The sequence below is a fragment of the Streptomyces sp. NPDC002566 genome, from assembly GCF_042889585.1.
Taxonomy (GTDB): domain Bacteria; phylum Actinomycetota; class Actinomycetes; order Streptomycetales; family Streptomycetaceae; genus Streptomyces.
In genome coordinates this window covers 170,445-190,087 of record NZ_JBIARD010000009.1, presented here as the reverse complement: position 1 = coordinate 190,087, position 19,643 = coordinate 170,445, and the positions used below count along the sequence as shown (strand labels likewise).

Here is a 19,643-nt window from a genome sequence, read left to right as displayed (position 1 = left end):
AGGAACGACCGATGGGAGAACCCCGATGACCGCCCGCGCATACCAGCAGATGATCTTCGTCAACCTGCCCGTGAACGACCTCGACGCCTCGAAGAAGTTCTTCACGGACCTGGGCTACTCCATCAACGCCCAGTTCAGCGACGACAAGGCGGCCTCCGTCGTGATCAGCGACAACATCATGGCGATGCTGCTCACCAAGCCGTTCTACGCCACCTTCACCAAGAAGGAGATCGCGGACGCCACCGCGACCAGCGAGGTCCTCGTCGCGCTGAGCGCCGAGAGCCGCGAGAAGGTCGACGAACTCGTCGACCGCGCCCTGTCGTTGGGCGGCACCCCCAGCGGCCCCACCCAGGACCACGGTTTCATGTACGGGCGTTCCTTCGACGACCTGGACGGCCACACCTGGGAGATCGTCTGGATGGACCCGGCCTCCATCCAGGACTGAGCACGAGCGGGCGGCACGGGCGGGTGCGACTCCTCGCACCCGCCCGGCCGTTGGACGGCACACGCGGCCATGAGATCGATTCCCACGACGAGTTCGGCCTGCGGGTTCGAGACGGCGCCGAAGGCGCTGAAACCTGGCGGCGGTTAATGGGCGGGCAAAGCCCGTGGGCGGGAACCCTTCCCGCGTTGACAGATCTTATGGAACGCTTATAGACCAGTGAGTCCCCAGGGGTCGCTGCAGCGACAGCATCGGGGGCGTCACCTGCCCGTCCACCCCCCGCAGTTGTGCATCACGTAAGGACAAACGTGTCCCCATCCCGCCGTACCGCCGCTCGTTCGGTGCGCATGCTCGGTGTGACCGCCGCGTCGGCCGCCTTCGTCCTCGGGGCCTCGGGTTCCGCGCTGGCCGGCGACATAGCGGACTTCTCCGCGTCCGCCGCCTGTGACGGCGCGAAGGGCGTCATCACCGTCACCGACAAGGACAAGACGGCGACCCCGGCCGTCGTCACGGTCTTCCTCCAGAACAACAACGCCGACCTCCGTCAGGTCGGCGTGGCGCAGACGGTGATCGGCTCGGCCAAGGGCGCCACCGTCACCTTCGCGGAGGAGTGGGAGCCGGGCGCCGTCTACCGGGTCCACATCACGGCCGTCGACGCCGATCTGAACGCCGACATCGAGCCGAACCTCACCACCCCCGCCAAGGGCTGCAAGAGCGACAACCCCAACAAGCCCGACAAGCCCGAAAAGCCCGGGAAGCCGTCCGCGTCCAGCACGCCCACCACGCCCACCGCCCCGGCCGCGACGCCGTCGTCGACCCCGTCCGGCACGGCGTCCGGCGCCGCCACGTCCGGCGCGCCGGCCCCGTCGCCCTCGGCGGACGACAGCAGCGCGCCGGCCGACACCGGATCGGGTCCCGCGTCCAGCAACGCGCCGTCCCCCGGCCTCGGCGAATCCAACCTCGCCGAGACCGGCTCCGGCGCCCCCACCGGCGCGATCGTCGGCGTCGCCGCCGCCCTCCTCGCCCTCGGCGGAGGAGCCGTCTTCTACGGCATGCGTCGCCGAGGCGCCGACAACCACTGACCCGAAGATCCGTGGCCCGTCCCCCGGTGGGGACGGGCCACAGGCATGCCGGCCGGCTGCGGTTCGCCGCCGCTCAGCCGAGGACGACGGTCTCCGCCGGGTCGAAGCTCACGCCCACCGCGGCTCCGACCTCCGGGGCCAGGCGCAGGGGGCACGCGGCCTCCAGACGGGGGGCGTCGGCCGGCTGGAGGTGGAGGGTGACATGGCTGCCCTTGAAGGTGCGGGCGGTGACCGTGCAGGGCAGGCCGTCGTCCGCGTCGGCCAGGAGCACCCCGGCCGGGCGGACCAGGAGCGTGCGGGGGCCCTGCGGGGAACCGGGCGGCACCGGGGTCTTGCCCCACGGGGTGTCCGCGACATCGCCGGCGACGTTCGCCTCGACCACGTTGTCGAAGCCCAGGAAGCGCGCCACGAAGGCGTCCGCCGGCCGCTGCCACACCTCAAGAGGCGTGCCGGACTGGGCGATCCGCCCGTCCCGCATCACCACCACCCGGTCGGCCAGCGCGAACGCCTCACCCTGGTCGTGGGTGACCGCGAGCACGGTGGTGCCCAACCGGCCGAACAGCTCCCGCAGTTCGACGACCAGCCGTTCCCTCAGCGAACGGTCGAGCTGGCCCAGCGGCTCGTCGAGCATCAGCAACCGGGGGCGGGGAGCGAGCGCACGGGCCAGCGCCACCCGCTGCTGCTCACCGCCGGACAGCGAGGCGACGGCCCGGCGGGCGGCGCCCGGGAGGCCGACGAGGTCCAGCAACTCCCGCACCCGCTCGCCCTGTTCATGCCGGGCATGGCCGTGCATCCGCAACCCGAAAGCCACGTTGCCGCCCACGTCCCGCTGCGGGAACAGCTGATGGTCCTGGAACATCAGGCCCAACTCCCGCTTGTGCGCGGGCACCTTGGCCTGGTCGCGCCCGTCGAGCAGCACCCGCCCCGCGTCGAGCAGCTGGAGCCCCGCCACCGCCCGCAGCAGCGTGGACTTGCCGCTGCCGCTCGGCCCGAGCACGCACACCACCTCGTGCTCGGCGACGGCGAGATCGACGCCGTCCAGCACGGCCCGCCCCCCGAACCGCACGGTCGCGCCTTCGAGCCGCAGCAGCATCAGAACTCCCCGGTCCGGTCGGTGCGCAGCCGCTCCAGCACCAGCAGGGCCACCGCGCACACCAGCATCAGAATCGTCGAAAGAGCCATCGCCTGGCCGTAGTTGAGCTCTCCGGCGCGGCCCAGCAGCCGGGCCACGGCGACCGGCAGCGTCGGGTTGTCGGGCCGGGCGATGAACACCGTCGCCCCGAACTCCCCGAGCGACACCGCGAAGGCGAACCCGGCGGCGACCAGCAACGCCCGCCGCACCAGCGGCAGATCGACCTCCCGCCACACCCGCCACGGCGACGCCCCCAGCACGGCGGCCGCCTCCCGCAGCCGTACGTCCACCGCCCGCAGCACCGGCAGCATGGTCCGCACGACGAACGGCACGCCGACCAGCGCCTGCGCGAGCGGCACCAGCATCCACGTGCCGCGCAGGTCGAGCGGGGGCTCGTCGAGCGCGATGAGGAAACCGAAGCCGACGGTCACCGCCGAGACGCCCAGCGGCAGCATCAGCAGCGCGTCGAAGCCGCGGACGAGGCGTCCGGCGTCCCGCCGGGTGAGCGCCGCCGCGGCCAGGCCGCCGATCAGCACCGCGATCGCGGTCGCGGCGACGGCGTACTCCAGCGAGTTGCCGACCGCCTCGATCGGCGGGACCAGGAAGACGTTGCCGTCGTCACGGGTCAGCGCCCGGTAGTAGGCGAAGTCCGGCGCGTCCAGCGAGCGCTGCACCAGCACGGCGAGCGGCAGCACCAGCAGCACGGCGACGCTCGTCAGCACCCCGCCGAGCAGCGCCCACTGCCCCGCCCCGCGGGGCCGCCGCGCGGTCAGCTTCGCGTCCACCAGCCGCAGCGCGCTCTCCCGCCGCCGCACCGTCCAGGCGTGCACGGCGAGGATCGCGCCGACGGCCAGGAACTGCACGAGGGTCAGGACGGCGGCCGTGGACAGGTCGAAGATCTCCGAGGTCTGCCGGTAGATCTCCACCTCCAGCGTGGAGAACGTGGGCCCGCCGAGGATCTGGACCACGCCGAAGGAGGTGAAGGTGAACAGGAAGACCATCAGCGCGGCGGCGGCCACCGCGGGCCCGAGGGCGGGCAGGGTGACCGTGCGCCAGGCCCGCAGCCGGGAGGCGCCGAGCAGCCGCGCGGCCTCCTCCTGACGGGGGTCGAGCTGCGCCCACAGCCCGCCCACGGTCCGTACGACGACCGCGTAGTTGAAGAAGACGTGGGCGAGCAGGATGGCCCACACCGTGGTGTCCAGCCGTACGCCCCACAGCTCGTCGAGCAGCCCGCCCCGCCCGACGAGCGCCAGGAACGCCGTGCCGACGACGACCGTCGGCAGCACGAAGGGAACGGTGACGACGGCCCGCAGCACCTCCTTGCCCGGGAAGGAGAAGCGGGCGAAGACATACGCCCCCGGCAGCGCCACCAGCAGGGTGAGCGCGGTGGAGGCGAGCGCCTGCCAGGCGGTGAACCACAGGACGTGCCGGATGTCGGACTGCCCGAGCACGTCGAGGAGACGGCCGAAGCGCCATGCGCCGTCGACGTCGAGCCCGCGCGCGACGATCGCGGCGACGGGCCAGGCGAAGAAGACCCCGAAGAACGCGACGGGCAGGGCCATGAGCCCGAGCCGCGCCGCGTTCCCCGAACGCCTCCTGGCCGGGGCTACTTCAGTACGAGAGAGGTCCACGACTTGACCCACTGGTCGCGGTTCTCGGCGATCTTCGCCGGGTCCATGGTCTCGGGGTCCTTGGCGGCGGGCCCGTACTTCGTGAACTCGGCGGGCACGGCGGCGCCCTTGACCACCGGGTAGACGAACATGTTGAGCGGCATGTCCTGCTGGAACTCCTTCGACAGCAGGAAGTCGATCAGCGCCTTGCCGCCCGCGCTGTTCTTCGCGTTGCTCAGCAGCCCCGCGAACTCGACCTGCCGGAAGCAGGTGCCGGCCGCGACGCCGGTCGGGGCGGTGGCGGGCTTGGGATCGGCGTAGATCACCTCGGCGGGCGGCGAGGAGGCGTAGGAGACGACGAGCGGCCGGTCGGCGCCGGCCTTCCGGCCGCCGGCCGAACCGGAGAACTCCTGGTTGTAGGCCTGCTCCCAGCCGTCGACGACCTTCACGCCGTTGGCCCGGAGCTTCTTCCAGTAGCCCTCCCAGCCGCCGTCGCCGTAGCGCGCGGCGGTGCCCAGCAGGAAGCCGAGGCCGGGCGAGGAGGTGGAGACGTTCTCGGTGACCAGTAGGTTCTTGTAGGCGGGCTTGACCAGGTCGTCGAAGGAGGCGGGCGGGGCCAGGTCGTGGTCGGCGAAGTACTTCTTGTCGTAGTTGACGCAGATGTCGCCGTGGTCGACGGGGGTGACCCGGTGCTTGTCCGCGTCGAGCCGGTACTCGGCGCCGACCTGGTCGAGGCCCTTGGCCTCGTACGGCTGGAACAGGTCGTTGTCGAGGGCGCGGGAGAGCAGGGTGTTGTCGACGCCGAAGAAGACGTCGCCCTGCGGGTTGTCCTTGGTGAGGATCGCCTTGTTGACGGCCTGCCCGGCGTCGCCGTCCTCCAGGACGCGCACCTTGTACCCGGACCGCTTCTCGAAGTCGGCGAGCACCTTCTTGGAGACGGACCACGAGCTGTGGCTGACGAGGGTGACGGTCTTCGACCCGCCGCCGGACCCGGCGTCGCCGCCCGATCCGCTGTCGCCGGACGACGACGAACCGCACGCCGACAGCGTGACGAGACCGAGGCCCACGGCCGCGGCCACGAACGTCCTGGTGTGCACTGGATTCCTCCTGGGGTTGGCCAGGAGAAGACGCGGCCCTGCCCGGGGTCCGCCAACGGGCCCGGGCAGGGCGCAACAGCTCGAGTGATGACCGAACTTCCTACCCAGAATGACCTGGGCGAGGTTCAGAGGGTCTGCGGCCGGTGCCGCACTCTCAGCGCTGTGGCGCTCCCCTGTCGGAATACGAAGATATGAACTTGTCCGGGAACAGACTACCGCTCGGTGGCCGCGAGCTGGCCACAGGCTCCGTCGATCTCCTGGCCCCGGGTGTCCCGGATGGTGACGGGCACGCCGTGCGCCGCGATCGCCTCGACGAACGCCTTCTCGTCCTCGGGCCGGGACGCGGTCCACTTGGACCCGGGCGTCGGGTTGAGCGGGATGAGGTTGACGTGCACGGGCCGGCCCTTGAGCATCCGGCCGAGCCGGTCGCCGCGCCAGGCCTGGTCGTTGATGTCGCGGATCAGCGCGTACTCGATGGACAGGCGCCGCCCGGACCGCTCGGCGTACTCGAACCCGGCGTCGAGCACCTCGCGCACCTTCCACCGCGTGTTCACGGGGACGAGGGTGTCGCGCAGCTCGTCGTCGGGGGCGTGCAGCGAGATGGCGAGACGGCACTTGAAGCCCTCGTCGGTGAACCGGTGGATGGCCGGCACCAGCCCGACGGTGGACACGGTGATCCCGCGCTGCGACAGCCCGAGCCCGTCGGGGGTGGGGTCGGTGAGCGCGCGGATGGCGCCGACGACCCGCTTGTAGTTGGCGAGGGGCTCGCCCATGCCCATGAAGACGATGTTGGACAGGCGGGCCGGCCCGCCGGGGACCTCCCCGTCGCGCAGCGCGCGCATCCCGTCCACGATCTGGTGCACGATCTCGGCGGTGGACAGGTTCCGGTCGAGACCGGCCTGCCCGGTCGCGCAGAACGGGCAGTTCATCCCGCAGCCGGCCTGCGAGCTGATGCACATGGTCACCCGGTCGGGGTAGCGCATCAGCACCGACTCCACGAGCGTCCCGTCGAACAGCCGCCACAGCGTCTTGCGGGTCGTGCCCTGGTCCGTCGACAGATGCCGCACGACGGTCATCAGCTCGGGAAGCAACGCCTCCCGCAGCTTCTCCCGCGCCCCGGCGGGGATGTCGGTCCACTCCGCCGGCTCGTGCGCGTACCGCGCGAAGTAGTGCTGCGACAGCTGCTTCGCCCGAAACGGCTTCTCACCGATCTCCGCCACCGCCTCCTTCCGCTCGGCGGGCGAGAGATCAGCAAGATGCCGCGGCGGCTTCTTGGCTCCACGGGGGGCGACGAATGTGAGTTCTCCGGGCTTAGGCATGGCTGTACCAGTGTCGCAGATCATCGCCGGGGGCCCGGGCCGGAACGGGGTGGGGGTGGTCACCCCCGGGTGCCGAGTGTCAGCGTTGGCCGGCCTCGGACGCCCCAGGGATATCGCGACGGGCCCCCGTCCGGGAGGACGAGGGCCCGTGTGTCGGCCGGGGCGGGGTGGTCAGGTGGCGCCTACGAAGATCACCAGGAGGAGCCAGACCACCGGGGCCGTCGGCAGGAGGGAGTCCAGGCGGTCCATGATGCCGCCGTGGCCGGGCAGGAGCGTGCCCATGTCCTTGATGCCGAGGTCCCGCTTGATCATGGACTCGCCGAGGTCGCCGAGCGTGGCGCTGACCGCGACCGCGAGGCCCAGCAGCAGGCCCTGCCACCAGGTGCCGCCGTCGATCATGAACTGCATGCACAGCGCGCCCGCGACCATCGCGAACGTCACCGCCCCGAGCAGGCCCTCGCGGGTCTTTCCGGGGCTGATGCGCGGGGCGAGCTTGTGCTTGCCGAAGCGCCAGCCGACGGCGTACGCACCGGTGTCGCTGACCACCGTCAGCATCAGGAACATCAGGACCCGCTGCGCCCCGTCCTCGGCCGTCAGCATCAGCGAGACGAAGGTGGCGAGGAACGGGACGTAGAACGCCGCGAAGAGACCGGCCGTGACGTCCTTGAGGTAGCCCTCCGGTGGTTCCGTCATCCGCCAGACGAGGACCGCCAGCGCGGTGAGGGCCATGGCCACCCACGCGCCCTCGGCCCCCCGGACGTACCCGGAGACGACCATCGCCGCCCCGCCGAGCGCGAGCGGCACCAGCGGAGCCTTGATCCCCTTGCGCTCCTGCAGCCTGCTGGTCAGCTCCCACAGCCCGACGACGACGGCGATCGCTATGACACCGACGAACACGGCCTTGACGACGAACAGCGACGCGACGATGACCGCGCCCAGTCCGACGCCGACCCCTATGGCCGCGCCCAGGTCACGGCCCGCGCTCTTCTTCTGCGGTGCGGGCGCCGGCTGCGGGGCGTCGGGCATGGACTCCGGATTCTGCGGCGCCGCCGCAGGGGGCTGCACCGACGGTGTGTCGTCGCGGTACGGGCCGCCGCGGCGGTTCCCGTCGCGGAACGACTCGTGGGGGAACGATTCGTTCTGGGACGACTCCTCGCGGAACGCCTGCGGCGTCTCGCGGTGAGGCGTCCCGTCCCGGAACGCGGGGCCGCCCGGACGAGCGGCCCCCCGGTCGTCATCCTGGTGTCCGCCGGGAGCGGGTACGTCGGGGACGATGGGCATGGGGCGAGTCTGCTGCGCCTCAGGCGCATCGTAGCCGGGACCCGCCGGGGCGGCCCCCTGGACAGGTCCCTGGTCGTTGGGCCCCCAGTACCCCGCCTGTGAACCGGCGTGCGGCGGAGCGCCCCAGGAAGAGTCGTTCATCAGACCTCGAGCAGCTCCGCTTCCTTGTGCTTGAGGAGCTCGTCCACCTGGGCGACGTACTTCGCGGTGGTGTCGTCGAGCTCCTTCTCCGCACGGCGGCCCTCGTCCTCGCCGACCTCGCCGTCCTTGACGAGCTTGTCGATCGCGTCCTTGGCCTTGCGGCGGACGGAGCGGATGGACACCTTGGCGTCCTCGCCCTTGCCCTTGGCGACCTTGATGTAGTCGCGGCGGCGCTCCTCGGTGAGCTCGGGGAACACCACCCGGATGATGTTGCCGTCGTTGCTCGGGTTGACGCCCAGGTCGGAGTCGCGGATGGCCTGCTCGATGTTGCGCAGCGCGCTCTTGTCGAACGGGGTCACGACCGCCATGCGCGGCTCCGGCACGGAGAACGAAGCCAGCTGGTTGATCGGCGTCGGCGCGCCGTAGTAGTCGGCCACGATCTTGTTGAACATCGCCGGGTGCGCACGGCCGGTGCGGATCGCGGCGAAGTCCTCCTTGGCGACCACGACGGCCTTCTCCATCTTCTCCTCGGCCTCGAGGAGGGTCTCTTCGATCACCACTTGCTCCTGCGTGTCTTGAGTAGGCCCGGCTGCGGTTCCTTGCGGAGGCGGCGGCCGGCTGCGTCGCGTCTTCTTCCTGCACGGTTCCCGACCGGCAGGACATTGTCCATCCCCCGACCAGGGTCCGTCCCCCGGCCGGGCTTTGTCATACGAACTGCGGTTCGACCGGTCAGACCCGGTCGCCTTCCTCACCCACAAGCGTGCCGATCTTCTCACCCTTGACGGCCCGGGCGATATTGCCCTCGGCCAGAAGCTCGAAGACGAGGATCGGCAGCTTGTTGTCGCGGCACAGCGTGACCGCCGTGGCGTCGGCGACCTTCAGGTCGCGGGTGATGACCTCGCCGTAGCCGAGGGCGTCGAACCTGACCGCCTCCGGGTTGGTCTTCGGATCGGAGTCGTAGACGCCGTCCACGCCGTTCTTGCCCATGAGCAGCGCCTCGGCGTCGATCTCCAGGGCGCGCTGGGCGGCGGTGGTGTCGGTGGAGAAGTACGGCATGCCCATGCCCGCGCCGAAGATGACCACGCGGCCCTTCTCCAGGTGCCGCACGGCGCGCAGCGGGATGTACGGCTCGGCGACCTGGCCCATGGTGATGGCGGTCTGGACCCGGCTGTCGATGCCTTCCTTCTCCAGGAAGTCCTGGAGGGCGAGGCAGTTCATGACGGTGCCGAGCATGCCCATGTAGTCGGAGCGGGCGCGGTCCATGCCGCGCTGCTGGAGCTCGGCGCCGCGGAAGAAGTTGCCGCCGCCGATGACGACCGCGATCTCGGCGCCGTCCCGGACGACGGCGGCGATCTCGCGGGCGATCTTGTGCACCACGTCGGGGTCGACGCCCAGGCCGCCGCCGCCGGAGAACGCCTCTCCGGACAGCTTCAGCAGGAACCGGCCGCGTACTTTGCCGTCGTCGCTCTTCTGGGCCTTGGTGGTCATGGGAGATCCCGCCTCTTTCACGTGGTGCACATACGAAGAAGGCCATTGCCGGTGGGGTGTCGTTCGCAACCCGTGCGCGGCAATGGCCTCCTCGTCAGATCTGCTGTCGTCCGTCACGCGTGCGTGACGGCGTACGCGGACGACTCACATCGACCCTATAGGGGTCGCGCGTCGATCGCGGTACGGACTCAGATGCCGACCTTGATGCGCGAGAAGCGCTTCAGGGTGACACCGGCCTCGTCCAGGACCTTCTGGACGGACTTCTTGTTGTCGAGCGCGTACGGCTGGCCGAGGACGGTGGCGTCCTTGAAGAAGCCGTTGAGGCGACCCTCGACGATCTTGGCGATCGCGGCCTCGGGCTTGCCCTCGGCGCGGGTGGTCTCCTCGGCGATGCGGCGCTCGGACTCGACGACGTCGGCCGGCACGTCCTCCTTGGAGAGGTACTTCGGCGCGAAGGCGGCGATGTGCTGGGCGATGCCCTTGGCGACCTCGGCGTTCGGCTTGTCCAGCTCGACGAGGACACCGATCTGCGGGGGCAGGTCGGGCATCGTGCGGTGCATGTACGCGATGACGAAGCCGTCGGCGAACTGCGCGAAGCGGTCCAGGACGATCTTCTCGCCGAGGTTGGCGTTGGCCTCGTCCACGAACGCCTGGACGGTCTTGCCGGGCTCGATCTCGGAGCCGAGCAGGGCGTCGAGGTCGGCCGGGGACGTCTTGGCGACGTGCTCGGCGATCGCGTTGGCGACAGCCTGGAACTTCTCGCCCTTGGCGACGAAGTCCGTCTCGCACTTCAGCTCGACGAGGACGCCGGAGGAGTTGTCGTCGGCGATGATCGAGACCACGGCGCCGTTCTCGGCGGAGCGGCCCTCGCGCTTGGCGACGCCCTTCTGGCCCTTGATGCGGAGCGCCTCGACGGCCTTCTCGACGTTGCCCTCGGCCTCGTCCAGCGCCTTCTTGCAGTCCATCATGCCGGCGCCGGTGAGCTCGCGGAGCTTCTTGACGTCGGCGGCGGTGTAGTTCGCCATGAGTCTGTAAGTCTTTCTCGAAGTCTGGAAGATCGACGATCGGAACGGGCCGGGAGCCCCCTCCACGGGAACTCTCCGGCTCTGTGCCGACCTACGGGTGAACGGCGGGGGCGGACTTCATGTCAGCGCCCCCGCCGTCAACCGTGACGCTGTGACGGTCAGGCCTGCTCGGCGTCCGCGGCCGGGGCCTCGGCGGCCTCCGCGGCGGGGGCCTCGGGGGTCTCCGCGGCGGGGGCCTCGGGGGTCTCCGCGGCAGCCTCGGCGGCGGGGGCGGCCTCGGCGGCCGGAGCTGCGTCCTCGGAGTCCGCCTTCTTCTCGCCCTCGAGCAGGTCGCGCTCCCAGGCGGCCAGCGGCTCGCCGGCGGCCTTGTCGCCCTTGTCGCCGGTGGCGACGCCGGAGCGGGCGATGAGGCCCTCGGCGACGGCGTCGGCGATCACGCGGGTGAGCAGGGTGACGGAGCGGATCGCGTCGTCGTTGCCCGGGATCTTGTAGTCGACCTCGTCGGGGTCGCAGTTGGTGTCGAGGATGGCGACGACCGGGATGTTGAGCTTCCGGGCCTCGCCGACCGCGATGTGCTCCTTCTTGGTGTCCACGATCCAGACGGCGCTGGGCACCTTGGACATCTCGCGGATACCGCCGAGGGTCTTCTCCAGCTTGGCCTTCTCACGCGAGAGGACCAGGAGCTCCTTCTTCGTCAGACCCGAGGCGGCGACGTCCTCGAAGTCGATGAGCTCGAGCTCCTTGAGGCGCTGCAGGCGCTTGTAGACGGTCGAGAAGTTGGTGAGCATGCCGCCCAGCCAGCGCTGGTTGACGTAGGGCATGCCGACGCGGGTGGCCTGCTCGGCGATGGCCTCCTGCGCCTGCTTCTTCGTGCCGACGAACATGACCGTGCCGCCGTGGGCGACGGTCTCCTTGACGAACTCGTAGGCGCGGTCGATGTACGACAGCGACTGGAGCAGGTCGATGATGTAGATGCCGTTGCGCTCGGTGAAGATGAAGCGCTTCATCTTCGGGTTCCAGCGACGGGTCTGGTGACCGAAGTGGACGCCGCTCTCCAGCAGCTCCCGCATCGTGACGACGGCCATGGCCGTTCTCCTTGAGGTTCTCGGTTGTGCCGCGGATGCCGGACGGCTCCCGCGCCTGACGCCCGCGACGCGCCGAGCCACGAAGGACCGAGGGGCGCTGACACCGACCGGTGAGGGTCTGATGTTGGGGCGTGCGAAGTCGACCCGGTGACCCGGATCGCCAGAAGAAGTGTACGGGACCGGCGGACCACCGGGTGACGCCGCTGTCCACAACCGGGCGCCGGTCCACAGCCCCGGGCGCGGCCGGCGGTTTCCGGCCACGCTGTGCGGCATGAACGCGAAGCGGTGCGGGGGCCTGCTGCTGCTCCTGCTGATCATCATGACGATGCCTGTGGCGTGGGCGGATCCCTCGCCGTCCGGGGCCTCCCCCGGTCCACCGTCCCCTGGTCCCCCGTCCCCCGGTCCTTTCACGCCGCCGTCCGGGCCGGTGCCGGCGATCGGCCGCGCCTGGCCGGTGGGGAACCGCCCGCCGGTGCTGCGCGGCTGGGAGCCGCCGGCGACGGTGTACGGACGCGGCCACCGCGGTGTGGACCTGGCGGCCGCTGCGGGCGCTCCGGTCCGGGCGGTGGCGGCCGGCCGGGTCTCCTTCGCCGGGCGGGTCGCGGGCAGGGGCGTCGTGTCGGTGGAACTGGCCGGCACGGACCTGCGCACGACGTACGAGCCGGTGGCGGCGACCGTGCGCAAGGGCGACGAGGTCGCCGCCGGCGAGCAGGTGGGCACGGTCCAGCCGAGCGGCTCACACTGCGCGGCCACGTGCGTCCACTGGGGCCTGAGAAGGAACGAGGCCTATCTGGACCCTCTGTCCCTGCTCCCTCCGTGGCTGCTGCGCCGGGGGCCGTCCCGCCTGCTGCCGGTCCTGGGCGTGGCGCTGCCGTAGGGGCGCCGCGCCTGGCCGCTCAGGGGAGGCCCGCTCAGCCGAGCGCCGCTCGACGCGGCCCCGCCCGAGCCCGTTCCACGTGGCCCCGCCCGAGCAGCCCGGCGCGGCGGCTCAGCCCAGAACCCCCCGCAGCACCATCCCCACCGCGGCCTCGGTGACCCCGCCCGGCTCCTCCGCGCCCAGCTCGATCCTGCGAACGGCCGCGTCCACCACCCCCTGCACCAGCATCGCCGCGAGCCGGGGCTCCGCGTGGCCCATCTCGGCCAACGCCTCCACGATCATCGCGACGAGCGAACCGTGCGCCGCGCGGATCTTCTCCCGCGCCCCCGCGTCCAGCTCGCTCGCCGAGATCGCCACCACGGCCCGGTGCCGCCGGTCCCCCACCAGCGCCAGCTGCCGCCGCACATACGCCTCGACCTTGGCCGAAGGCCCGTCCGCCGCGGCCATCGCCGCCTCGACCTCCGCGGCCCACACGGGGAAGTCGACCTCGCACAGCTCCTCGACCACGGCCGCCCGTGACCGGAAGTACTCGTACACGGACGACCGCGCGAGTCCCGTCCGCTCGGCGAGGGCGGGGAAGGTCAGCGCCTCCGTCCCGCCCTCGGACAGCAATGACCGGGCCGCGTCCAGCAGGGCGGCTCGCTGCATCGTCCGGTGCTCGGCCACGGAGGCCGCTCGAATCCTTGGCACGTCCACCACTTTACGGACGCCGCCCTCTCGGCGGGAGTGACTCGACGCGCACGGCGGCCACGCCGGGTCAACGGCCGAAGCTCGCCAGCTTCGCGCGCAACTGGAGCACCGACTTGGTGTGGATCTGGCTGACCCTGCTCTCGGTGACGCCCAGCACGTTCCCGATCTCGGCCAGGGTCAGGCCCTCGTAGTAGTACAGCGTCACGACCGTCTTCTCGCGGTCGGGCAGGGTGTTGATGGCCCGCGCCAGGAATCTGCGCAGCTCCCGGTCCTCGGCCACCTCCACGGGGTTGTCCGCGGCGGTGTCCTCCAGCGTGTCCATGACGCTGAGACCGTCGCCGCCCTCGCCTCCTACGTGCAGCAGCTCCTCCAGCGCGACCACGTTGGCCAGCGACAACTGGCTGAACACCGCGTGCAGCTCGTCCACCGCGATGCCCAGTTCGGCGGCGACCTCACCCTCCGAGGGGGTACGCCGCAGCCGCGCCTCCAGCGTCGCGTACGCCCGCTCGACGTTGCGCGCCTTCTGCCGCACGGACCTGGGGATCCAGTCCAGCGCCCGCAGCTCGTCGATCATCGCGCCCCGGATCCGGGTGATCGCGTACGTCTCGAACTTGATCTCGCGGTCGAGGTCGAACTTCTCGATCGCGTCGATCAGCCCGAACACGCCCGAGGAGACGAAGTCCGCCTGCTCCACGTTGGGCGGCAGTCCGACGCTCACCCGCCCGGCCACGTACTTCACCAGCGGTGAGTAGTGCAGGATCAGCTGCTCCCGCAGTCGCTCGTCCCCCGTCGCCTTGTACGAGCGCCACAGCTCGTCGAGCGTCGAGGGGGCGGGCGGTCTCACGCTGCCACCGTCGCGGGCGGCTGGGGGGATCGCCGCCCGGTCGGACCCGGAGGTGTGCTGGGGCATACGTCGCCTTGTGCCGTTTCTGCCGTGGAGATACGTGTGTGATGCGGTGTGACGCCTACTGGTCGGATGTGCTGCCGAGTGCTGCGATGTGATGACTGGTGGCCGGTCTGTGACGGAATCCTCGTGAGCGTAGCGTGACTGGAGCGTCGCGGTGTGCGAAGGTCCGGCCCGGACCGGGGCGGGGACCGGCCTCAGCGGCCGCCGCCCAGGGGCACGCCACTCGCCCCGGGCGACACCGGGGACGCGTCAACTGCGCGCGTTCTCAAGGCTGTCGACGTTCGCCCGGACGGCCGAACCCGCCCGGTCAACACGGGTGTCCACCCCGTCGGGCGGACACCACCGCCTGGCGTGTCAACTTCCAGTCGTCGCCGTGTCGTTCGACGTATCCGAGTGCTCTGAGTTCGTACAGCCGGGCGATCGCGTCGTCCGGCGTGGTGCGCGCCTCGCGGGCGATCTCGCCCACGGTCGCGGTTCGCCGGGCGGGGAGCGCGGCGAGGACACCGCGAGCGCCCGGCGCCAGCAGGTCGCGCGGGAGCGCCGGTTCGCGCCTGTCCGGCGCCAGCTCCCCCATGTCCCCGACCAGCTCGACGACCTCGGCGGCGTCGGTGACGAGCACGGCGTCCTCCCGCAGGAGGGCGTGCACCCCGGCCGACTGGGCGCTGGTGGCCGGCCCGGGCACGCCCATCGTGTGCCGGCCCAGCCTCCGCGCCGCCCGCGCGGTGACCAGGGAGCCGCTGCGGTGGGCCGCCTCGACGACCACCGTGCCCCGGGTGAGCGCGGCGATCACCCGGTTGCGCAGGATGAACCGGCTCGGCGTCGGATGGTCGCCCGGCGGCAGCTCCCCCACCACCAGGCCCTGCCGGGCGATCCGGTCGAGCAGCTGCGTGTGGCCGCGCGGATAGGGCCGGTCGACTCCGCAGGCCAGGACGGCGACCGTGGCTCCGTCCGCGCCGAGGGCGCCCCTGTGGGCGGCGCCGTCGACGCCGTAAGCGCCGCCGGAGACCACCACCCAGCCGCGTTCGGCGAGGTCCGCGGCGAGTGTGGCCGCCATGTGCGCGCCGTACTCGGTGCAGGCGCGGGCGCCGACGACGGCGACGGACCTCAGCGCCCATATGCGCAGGCTGGGACCGCCCCGCACCCACAGGCCGAGCGGCCGGGCGTCCCCGAGGTCGTCCAGCGGGCCGGGCCACTCCACGTCCCCCGGGCACAGGAACCGCACCCCGGCCCGCCGTGCCACGGCCAGATCCCGCCGGGGCGCCGCCTCGTCCGCGCGCGCCCGCAGCCCGGCCCACCGCCGGGGGCTCGCCCCGGGCAGCGGGTCCCCGCGGCCGCGCAGCCGCCGGGCCACCTCGGGTGCGCCGTACTCGCGCACCCAGCGCCCGCCGGCCTCGTCGCCCGGCTCGACGACCCGGGCGAGGAACACCCGCGCGAGCCGCTCCCCGTCCGGCTCGTCGAACCCCGCCTCGCCGAACGCCGGCCCGCCCGGCCCTGACCCCGCCACGCCGAAGGCGGGTTCATCCGTCCCGAGCTCACCCGTGGGTTCATCGGGCCCCGGTCCGTGGAAGTCCCGCCCGCCGACGTCGTTCACGCCATCGCCCCGAGCGCCATGGGCACCCCGCGGGGGACCCCGGTGCGCAACTGGAGCGCCAGGGCGACGTCCGTCGCGTCGGGCCGGTCGTGTCCGACGAGGTCGGCGACGGTCCAGGCCACCCGCAGGACCCGGTCCAGGCCCCGGGCGGTGAGCACCCCGCGCTCCAGGTTCCGCTCGGCCTCGTCCATCGCCCCGCTCAGCGGGTGCCAGCGGCTGCGCAGCTCGCGCCCAGGGACTTCGCTGTTGGTCCGCCACGGGGTGCCGGCCAGCCGGGCCGACGCGCGTTCCCTCGCGGTCCTGACCCGGTCGGCGACCGTCGCCGTCGTCTCGCCGCCGGGGCCGCGGTGGACCAGCTCGGCCCTGCTGACCGGGTCCACCTCGACACGCAGGTCGACGCGGTCGAGCAGCGGCCCGGAGAGCCGGGCCTGGTAGCGCCGGACCGCCGAGGGCGAGCACTCGCACAGGCTGTCCCGCAGCGAGAAGCGCCCGCACGGACACGGATTCGCCGCGAGCACCATCAGGAAACGCGCGGGGAACCGCACCACGCCCGCGCTGCGCGCGATCACGACGTGCCCCGCCTCCAGGGGCTGGCGCAGGGCGTCGAGGGCGTGGCTGCTGAACTCGGGGGTCTCGTCCAAAAAGAGCACCCCTCGATGGGCCATCGACACGGCTCCGGGCCGGGCGATGTGCGGGCCGCCGCCGACGAGGGCCTGCATGGTGGCCGAGTGGTGCGGTGCGCAGTACGGCGGTACGTCGATCAGGGGCTTGCCCGGGGGCAGGAGCCCTGCCACCGAGTGCACCGCCGTGACCTCCAGCGACTCCTCCCGGCTCAACCGGGGCAGCACGGCCGGCAGCCGCTCGGCCAGCATGGTCTTGCCGGCGCCCGGCGGCCCTTCGAGGAACAGGTGGTGTCCGCCTGCGGCGGCGACCTCCACCGCCGTGCGCGCCGAGCGCTGCCCGACGACGTCGGCGAGGTCGTGCCCCTGGTCGTGGTGGGCGGCGTCGACGGTGTGCATGCCGGTGGCGGCGCCCGTCCCGGGCATCCGCAGTCCTGCCAGGAGCGGGTCGGGGCGGCCCGCCTCGTCCGGCTCCTCCTCGGGCACGGGCTCGTCCGCGAGCACGGCGATCAGCTGCCGCAGGCTGCGCACGCCCAGCACCGAGACACCCGGCACCAGGGAGGCCTCGGCGGCCGCGCACTCCGGGACGACGACCTGCTCGTACCCGGCGTCCGCCGCCGCCAGCACCGCCGGGAGGATGCCCCGCACGGGGCGCACCCGCCCGTCCAGCCCCAGTTCACCGATCATGACGATGTCGGCCAGCACCCGCGGGTCGATCCGCTCGGACGCGCCGAGCACCGCACTCGCGATGGCGAGATCGAAGCCCGAACCCGCCTTGGGCACGGACGCCGGGCTGAGGCCGACGGTGAGCTTCTTCTGCGGCCACTCGCCGCCCGAGTTCACCACCGCCGCCCGTACCCGGTCCCGGCTCTCGCTCAGGCTCTTGTCCGGCAGCCCCACCAGCGTGAAGGCGGCGACCCCGGGCTCCAGGTCGGCCTGGACCTCGACCACGACGCCTTCCACGCCCACCAGCGCCACCGAGCACGTACGCGCGAAGCCCATCTCAGGCCACCCCCCGCACATGCTCGACGACGGCGGCCCCGCGGCGGGGCAGCAGCACGCCGACCAGATCGATGCGCACGCCGCCCGGTGGCGCTCCCCCGTGTGCGTGGATCCATCGCTCGGCCAGGCAGCGCAGGCGGCGGGCTTTGTCCGGCGTCACCGCCGCCATCGGGTGCTGGAAACCGCCGTCCCTGCGGGTCTTGACCTCGCAGACGACCAGGACGTCGCCGTCCCGCGCGACGATGTCGATCTCGCCGGCCCTGCCGCAGCGCCAGTTGCGCCCCAGGACCGTCATCCCGGCCTCGGCCAGCCGTCGGGCGGCCAGCTCCTCGCCGTACCTGCCGAGCGCGCCTCGCGACAGATCCGTGCTCGTGCCCGAGCCGCCGCCCGCGCCGGTGCTCTTGATCGTGTCGGCGTTCGTGTTCGTGTTCGCGTTCATGTCGGCACCACCTCCGGCGCCCACGTTCACGCATTCACGGCACGCGGAAGGATCTTGGTGCGCAACTCAGCGGTTGTGGACAACTCTGTCACCCACACGGGCGGGGCTCATCCGCTCGGCAGCTCCAGGTCGCTCTTGTTGAGCTCCTCGATGTTCACGTCCTTGAACGTGAGGACCCGCACCTGCTTCACGAACCGCGCCGGCCGGTACATGTCCCAGACCCAGGCGTCCGCCATCGACACCTCGAAGAACACCTCGCCCTGGACCGAGTGCACCTGCATCTCGTAGTCGTTGGTCAGGTAGAAGCGCCGCTCGGTCTCGATCACGAATTTGAACAGACCGACGACATCGCGGTACTCCCGGTAGAGCTTCAGCTCCATCTCGGTCTCGTACTTCTCGAGGTCCTCGGCGCTCATGGCATGTTCCCCTTCAGCCGTGCGATCCCACCATTGTGCGCCAGTCCCGTGAGCCGCTAGACGATTTCCGTGTCGAGCGTCACCGGGCCGGCCGGGGGACCTTCGTCGAGCAGCCTGCTCAGCAACTCGGCGAGTCTGGTCGGATACACCGTCTCATGTGCCCGGCTCAGTTCCTGACACGTCCACCAACGCGCTCCCGCGACGCTGCGCCGCTCCAGTTCGGTCAGGGCCGTGGCGCGGGTCGCCGTCACGGTCGTACGGGCGAGGTAGTACCACTCGTCCTGGTCCCAGCGGCGGCCCGCGAACGGGAAGGAGCACCTCCGCCGCCAGAGCACCGGGCCGAGTTCGACCTCGGTGATGCCCGTCTCCTCGGCGAGTTCCCGCAGGGCGGCCTCTTCACGGGTCTCGTCGCCCTCGACGCCGCCGCCGGGCGTGAACCACCAGTCGTCGGCTGGGTCGTCCGGCTCATGGCCGTGCAGCAGCAGGATGCGGTCCTCGGGGTCGAGCAGCACGACCCGGGCCACCTTGCGCAGGCCGCCCGTGTACGTGTCGGCCGCGCCCGGCGGCAGGTCCGTCCCGGCCGGCTCGCCGAACGCCGGCTCAGCCGGCACTCGCGGCCCCCGTGCTCGCGCCGGCCCCGCGGCGGGAGGTCCGCTTGGCGATGGGCCCGTAGGCGCCGCCGCCGAGGACGAGCACCGCGCCGGCGACGATCAACCAGCCGATGGTGCGCAGCGGGCCGGGCTCGGAGAGGTGGCCGAGCGCCTGGAAGCCCGTGGGGCGCTTCAGCATGCCGTTCATCGGCCAGACGACGGCGTCCACGCGCGCGGTGACGGCGGAGGCGGCCACGGTGCCCTGGGCGGCGTCGGTGAGGTGGGCGGTGGAGTCCAGCGAGCCCTGGCGCTCGTCGCCGAGCAGGAACAGCCGCCCCTCGGGGACCTCCACCTCGGGGATGCTCTTGACCTCGGCGGGGGCGCCCTTGGGCAGATACGGTTCGTCGATCTGCTTGCCGTTGACGGTCAGCTTGCCGTTCGTGCAGCAGGAGACGGTGTCGCCGCCGACCGCGACCACGCGCTTGACGACGGGCGCGTCGGCCCAGTTGGTGTCCTTGAAGACGACGACGTCACCGCGGCGCACCTCGTCGCCGTCCACGACCTGTGCGAGGACCCGGTCGCCGGCGTTGATCGTCGGGACCATCGAGCCGGTGGGCACGGTGTAGGGGCGGTAGGTCAGCGCCGCCCAGCCGAACCCGCCGAGGAACAGCACCAGGCCCAGCGCGACGGCCAGTCCGGACAGGCGCTGTCCGGTCCGGCTGCCCACCGGGCCGCTGCTGGTGCCACCGCCGCTGTGCGGGGCCGTACGTGTCGTGCTCTCGCCACCCATGGGTCCGCACCCTACCCGG

Annotated in this window: 20 protein-coding genes and 1 riboswitch; of the genes, 3 read left to right on the top strand and 17 right to left on the bottom strand. The window is 71.9% G+C overall.

The annotated features are described in order from the left end of the window. Nucleotides 1–25: 25 nt before the first annotated feature. Both ACFYXA_RS31200 and ACFYXA_RS31195 read left to right on the top strand, forming a co-directional pair. Nucleotides 26–445 (top strand): VOC family protein, encoded by a 420-nt coding sequence (locus tag ACFYXA_RS31200; protein WP_130444730.1) that lies wholly within the window; start codon nucleotides 26–28, stop codon nucleotides 443–445. A 305-nt stretch (nucleotides 446–750) separates the two neighbouring features. After that, nucleotides 751–1,524: an LAETG motif-containing sortase-dependent surface protein gene (locus ACFYXA_RS31195; protein ID WP_352247146.1), complete on the top strand. Its 774-nt coding sequence runs from the start codon at nucleotides 751–753 to the stop codon at nucleotides 1,522–1,524. Between the two features lie 73 nt (nucleotides 1,525–1,597). Here the strand turns inward: ACFYXA_RS31195 and ACFYXA_RS31190 are convergent, their stop codons facing one another. The 9 genes from ACFYXA_RS31190 to rpsB form a co-directional block, all read right to left on the bottom strand. Beyond that, a complete protein-coding gene (locus tag ACFYXA_RS31190) occupies nucleotides 1,598–2,617 on the bottom strand; it encodes an ABC transporter ATP-binding protein (protein ID WP_352247147.1) in 1,020 nt (339 codons plus the stop codon). Continuing rightward, nucleotides 2,617–4,218: an ABC transporter permease gene (locus ACFYXA_RS31185; protein WP_389039164.1), complete on the bottom strand. Its 1,602-nt coding sequence runs from the start codon at nucleotides 4,216–4,218 to the stop codon at nucleotides 2,617–2,619. The genes ACFYXA_RS31190 and ACFYXA_RS31185 overlap by 1 nt, the downstream gene beginning before the upstream one ends. Nucleotides 4,219–4,262: 44 nt before the next feature. Further along, the gene (locus ACFYXA_RS31180) at nucleotides 4,263–5,363 is read right to left on the bottom strand and encodes a thiamine ABC transporter substrate binding subunit (protein ID WP_389039161.1); all 1,101 of its coding nucleotides are present in this window, start codon (nucleotides 5,361–5,363) and stop codon (nucleotides 4,263–4,265) included. A gap of 79 nt (nucleotides 5,364–5,442) precedes the next feature. Further along, a riboswitch (TPP riboswitch) is annotated at nucleotides 5,443–5,548 on the bottom strand. 27 nt (nucleotides 5,549–5,575) lie between these two features. Beyond that, complete coding sequence (gene rlmN, locus ACFYXA_RS31175) at nucleotides 5,576–6,682, bottom strand: 23S rRNA (adenine(2503)-C(2))-methyltransferase RlmN (protein WP_352247150.1); 1,107 nt, start codon at nucleotides 6,680–6,682, stop codon at nucleotides 5,576–5,578. 171 nt (nucleotides 6,683–6,853) lie between these two features. Next, nucleotides 6,854–8,104 carry a phosphatidate cytidylyltransferase gene (locus tag ACFYXA_RS31170; RefSeq protein WP_389039156.1) on the bottom strand — a complete coding sequence of 417 codons (1,251 nt, stop codon included), beginning with the start codon at nucleotides 8,102–8,104 and terminating at the stop codon, nucleotides 6,854–6,856. Further along, nucleotides 8,104–8,661, bottom strand: coding sequence for a ribosome recycling factor (gene frr, locus ACFYXA_RS31165; RefSeq protein WP_130444716.1), 558 nt, complete (start codon nucleotides 8,659–8,661; stop codon nucleotides 8,104–8,106). The genes ACFYXA_RS31170 and frr overlap by 1 nt, the downstream gene beginning before the upstream one ends. A 172-nt stretch (nucleotides 8,662–8,833) precedes the next feature. Further along, on the bottom strand, nucleotides 8,834–9,592 hold the full coding sequence (gene pyrH, locus ACFYXA_RS31160) for a UMP kinase (RefSeq protein ID WP_351095939.1): 759 nt from the start codon (nucleotides 9,590–9,592) through the stop codon (nucleotides 8,834–8,836). A 188-nt stretch (nucleotides 9,593–9,780) separates the two neighbouring features. After that, on the bottom strand, nucleotides 9,781–10,617 hold the full coding sequence (gene tsf / locus ACFYXA_RS31155) for a translation elongation factor Ts (protein ID WP_352247152.1): 837 nt from the start codon (nucleotides 10,615–10,617) through the stop codon (nucleotides 9,781–9,783). A 158-nt stretch (nucleotides 10,618–10,775) separates the two neighbouring features. Further along, nucleotides 10,776–11,702 carry a 30S ribosomal protein S2 gene (gene rpsB, locus ACFYXA_RS31150; protein ID WP_352247153.1) on the bottom strand — a complete coding sequence of 309 codons (927 nt, stop codon included), beginning with the start codon at nucleotides 11,700–11,702 and terminating at the stop codon, nucleotides 10,776–10,778. 271 nt (nucleotides 11,703–11,973) lie between these two features. On the opposite strand from rpsB, the gene ACFYXA_RS31145 reads away from it, so the two are divergent. Then, a complete protein-coding gene (locus tag ACFYXA_RS31145; protein WP_389039149.1) occupies nucleotides 11,974–12,579 on the top strand; it encodes a peptidoglycan DD-metalloendopeptidase family protein in 606 nt (201 codons plus the stop codon). A gap of 111 nt (nucleotides 12,580–12,690) precedes the next feature. On the opposite strand, the gene ACFYXA_RS31140 is transcribed toward ACFYXA_RS31145, so the two are convergent. The 8 genes from ACFYXA_RS31140 to lepB form a co-directional block, all read right to left on the bottom strand. After that, entirely contained in the window at nucleotides 12,691–13,245 is a 555-nt protein-coding gene (locus ACFYXA_RS31140) for a helix-turn-helix domain-containing protein (protein ID WP_352247201.1), read from the bottom strand. A 91-nt stretch (nucleotides 13,246–13,336) separates the two neighbouring features. After that, nucleotides 13,337–14,179 (bottom strand): RNA polymerase sigma factor WhiG, encoded by an 843-nt coding sequence (whiG, locus tag ACFYXA_RS31135; protein ID WP_130444707.1) that lies wholly within the window; start codon nucleotides 14,177–14,179, stop codon nucleotides 13,337–13,339. 304 nt (nucleotides 14,180–14,483) lie between these two features. Beyond that, complete coding sequence (dprA, locus tag ACFYXA_RS31130; protein WP_389039312.1) at nucleotides 14,484–15,680, bottom strand: DNA-processing protein DprA; 1,197 nt, start codon at nucleotides 15,678–15,680, stop codon at nucleotides 14,484–14,486. A gap of 83 nt (nucleotides 15,681–15,763) precedes the next feature. Beyond that, nucleotides 15,764–17,389 carry a YifB family Mg chelatase-like AAA ATPase gene (locus ACFYXA_RS31125; protein WP_389039145.1) on the bottom strand — a complete coding sequence of 542 codons (1,626 nt, stop codon included), beginning with the start codon at nucleotides 17,387–17,389 and terminating at the stop codon, nucleotides 15,764–15,766. 1 nt (nucleotide 17,390) lies between these two features. Further along, the gene (locus tag ACFYXA_RS31120) at nucleotides 17,391–17,858 is read right to left on the bottom strand and encodes a YraN family protein (RefSeq protein ID WP_389039142.1); all 468 of its coding nucleotides are present in this window, start codon (nucleotides 17,856–17,858) and stop codon (nucleotides 17,391–17,393) included. A gap of 77 nt (nucleotides 17,859–17,935) precedes the next feature. Next, the gene (locus tag ACFYXA_RS31115) at nucleotides 17,936–18,244 is read right to left on the bottom strand and encodes a DUF2469 domain-containing protein (RefSeq protein WP_018102380.1); all 309 of its coding nucleotides are present in this window, start codon (nucleotides 18,242–18,244) and stop codon (nucleotides 17,936–17,938) included. Nucleotides 18,245–18,300: 56 nt separating this feature from the next. After that, entirely contained in the window at nucleotides 18,301–18,855 is a 555-nt protein-coding gene (locus ACFYXA_RS31110; protein WP_389039137.1) for an NUDIX hydrolase, read from the bottom strand. Next, the gene (gene lepB / locus ACFYXA_RS31105) at nucleotides 18,845–19,624 is read right to left on the bottom strand and encodes a signal peptidase I (protein ID WP_389039134.1); all 780 of its coding nucleotides are present in this window, start codon (nucleotides 19,622–19,624) and stop codon (nucleotides 18,845–18,847) included. The genes ACFYXA_RS31110 and lepB overlap by 11 nt, the downstream gene beginning before the upstream one ends. Nucleotides 19,625–19,643: the final 19 nt, after the last annotated feature.

Coding starts and splice junctions, on each gene's coding strand:
- ACFYXA_RS31200 (WP_130444730.1), top strand. CDS start 26: ATGACCGCCCGCGCATACCAGCAGATGATCTTCGTCAACCTGCCCGTG.
- ACFYXA_RS31190 (WP_352247147.1), bottom strand. CDS start 2,617: ATGCTGCTGCGGCTCGAAGGCGCGACCGTGCGGTTCGGGGGGCGGGCC.
- ACFYXA_RS31185 (WP_389039164.1), bottom strand. CDS start 4,218: ATGGCCCTGCCCGTCGCGTTCTTCGGGGTCTTCTTCGCCTGGCCCGTC.
- rlmN (WP_352247150.1), bottom strand. CDS start 6,682: ATGCCTAAGCCCGGAGAACTCACATTCGTCGCCCCCCGTGGAGCCAAG.
- ACFYXA_RS31170 (WP_389039156.1), bottom strand. CDS start 8,104: ATGAACGACTCTTCCTGGGGCGCTCCGCCGCACGCCGGTTCACAGGCG.
- pyrH (WP_351095939.1), bottom strand. CDS start 9,592: ATGACCACCAAGGCCCAGAAGAGCGACGACGGCAAAGTACGCGGCCGG.
- tsf (WP_352247152.1), bottom strand. CDS start 10,617: ATGGCGAACTACACCGCCGCCGACGTCAAGAAGCTCCGCGAGCTCACC.
- rpsB (WP_352247153.1), bottom strand. CDS start 11,702: ATGGCCGTCGTCACGATGCGGGAGCTGCTGGAGAGCGGCGTCCACTTC.
- ACFYXA_RS31145 (WP_389039149.1), top strand. CDS start 11,974: ATGAACGCGAAGCGGTGCGGGGGCCTGCTGCTGCTCCTGCTGATCATC.
- whiG (WP_130444707.1), bottom strand. CDS start 14,179: ATGCCCCAGCACACCTCCGGGTCCGACCGGGCGGCGATCCCCCCAGCC.
- ACFYXA_RS31125 (WP_389039145.1), bottom strand. CDS start 17,389: ATGGGCTTCGCGCGTACGTGCTCGGTGGCGCTGGTGGGCGTGGAAGGC.
- ACFYXA_RS31115 (WP_018102380.1), bottom strand. CDS start 18,244: ATGAGCGCCGAGGACCTCGAGAAGTACGAGACCGAGATGGAGCTGAAG.
- lepB (WP_389039134.1), bottom strand. CDS start 19,624: ATGGGTGGCGAGAGCACGACACGTACGGCCCCGCACAGCGGCGGTGGC.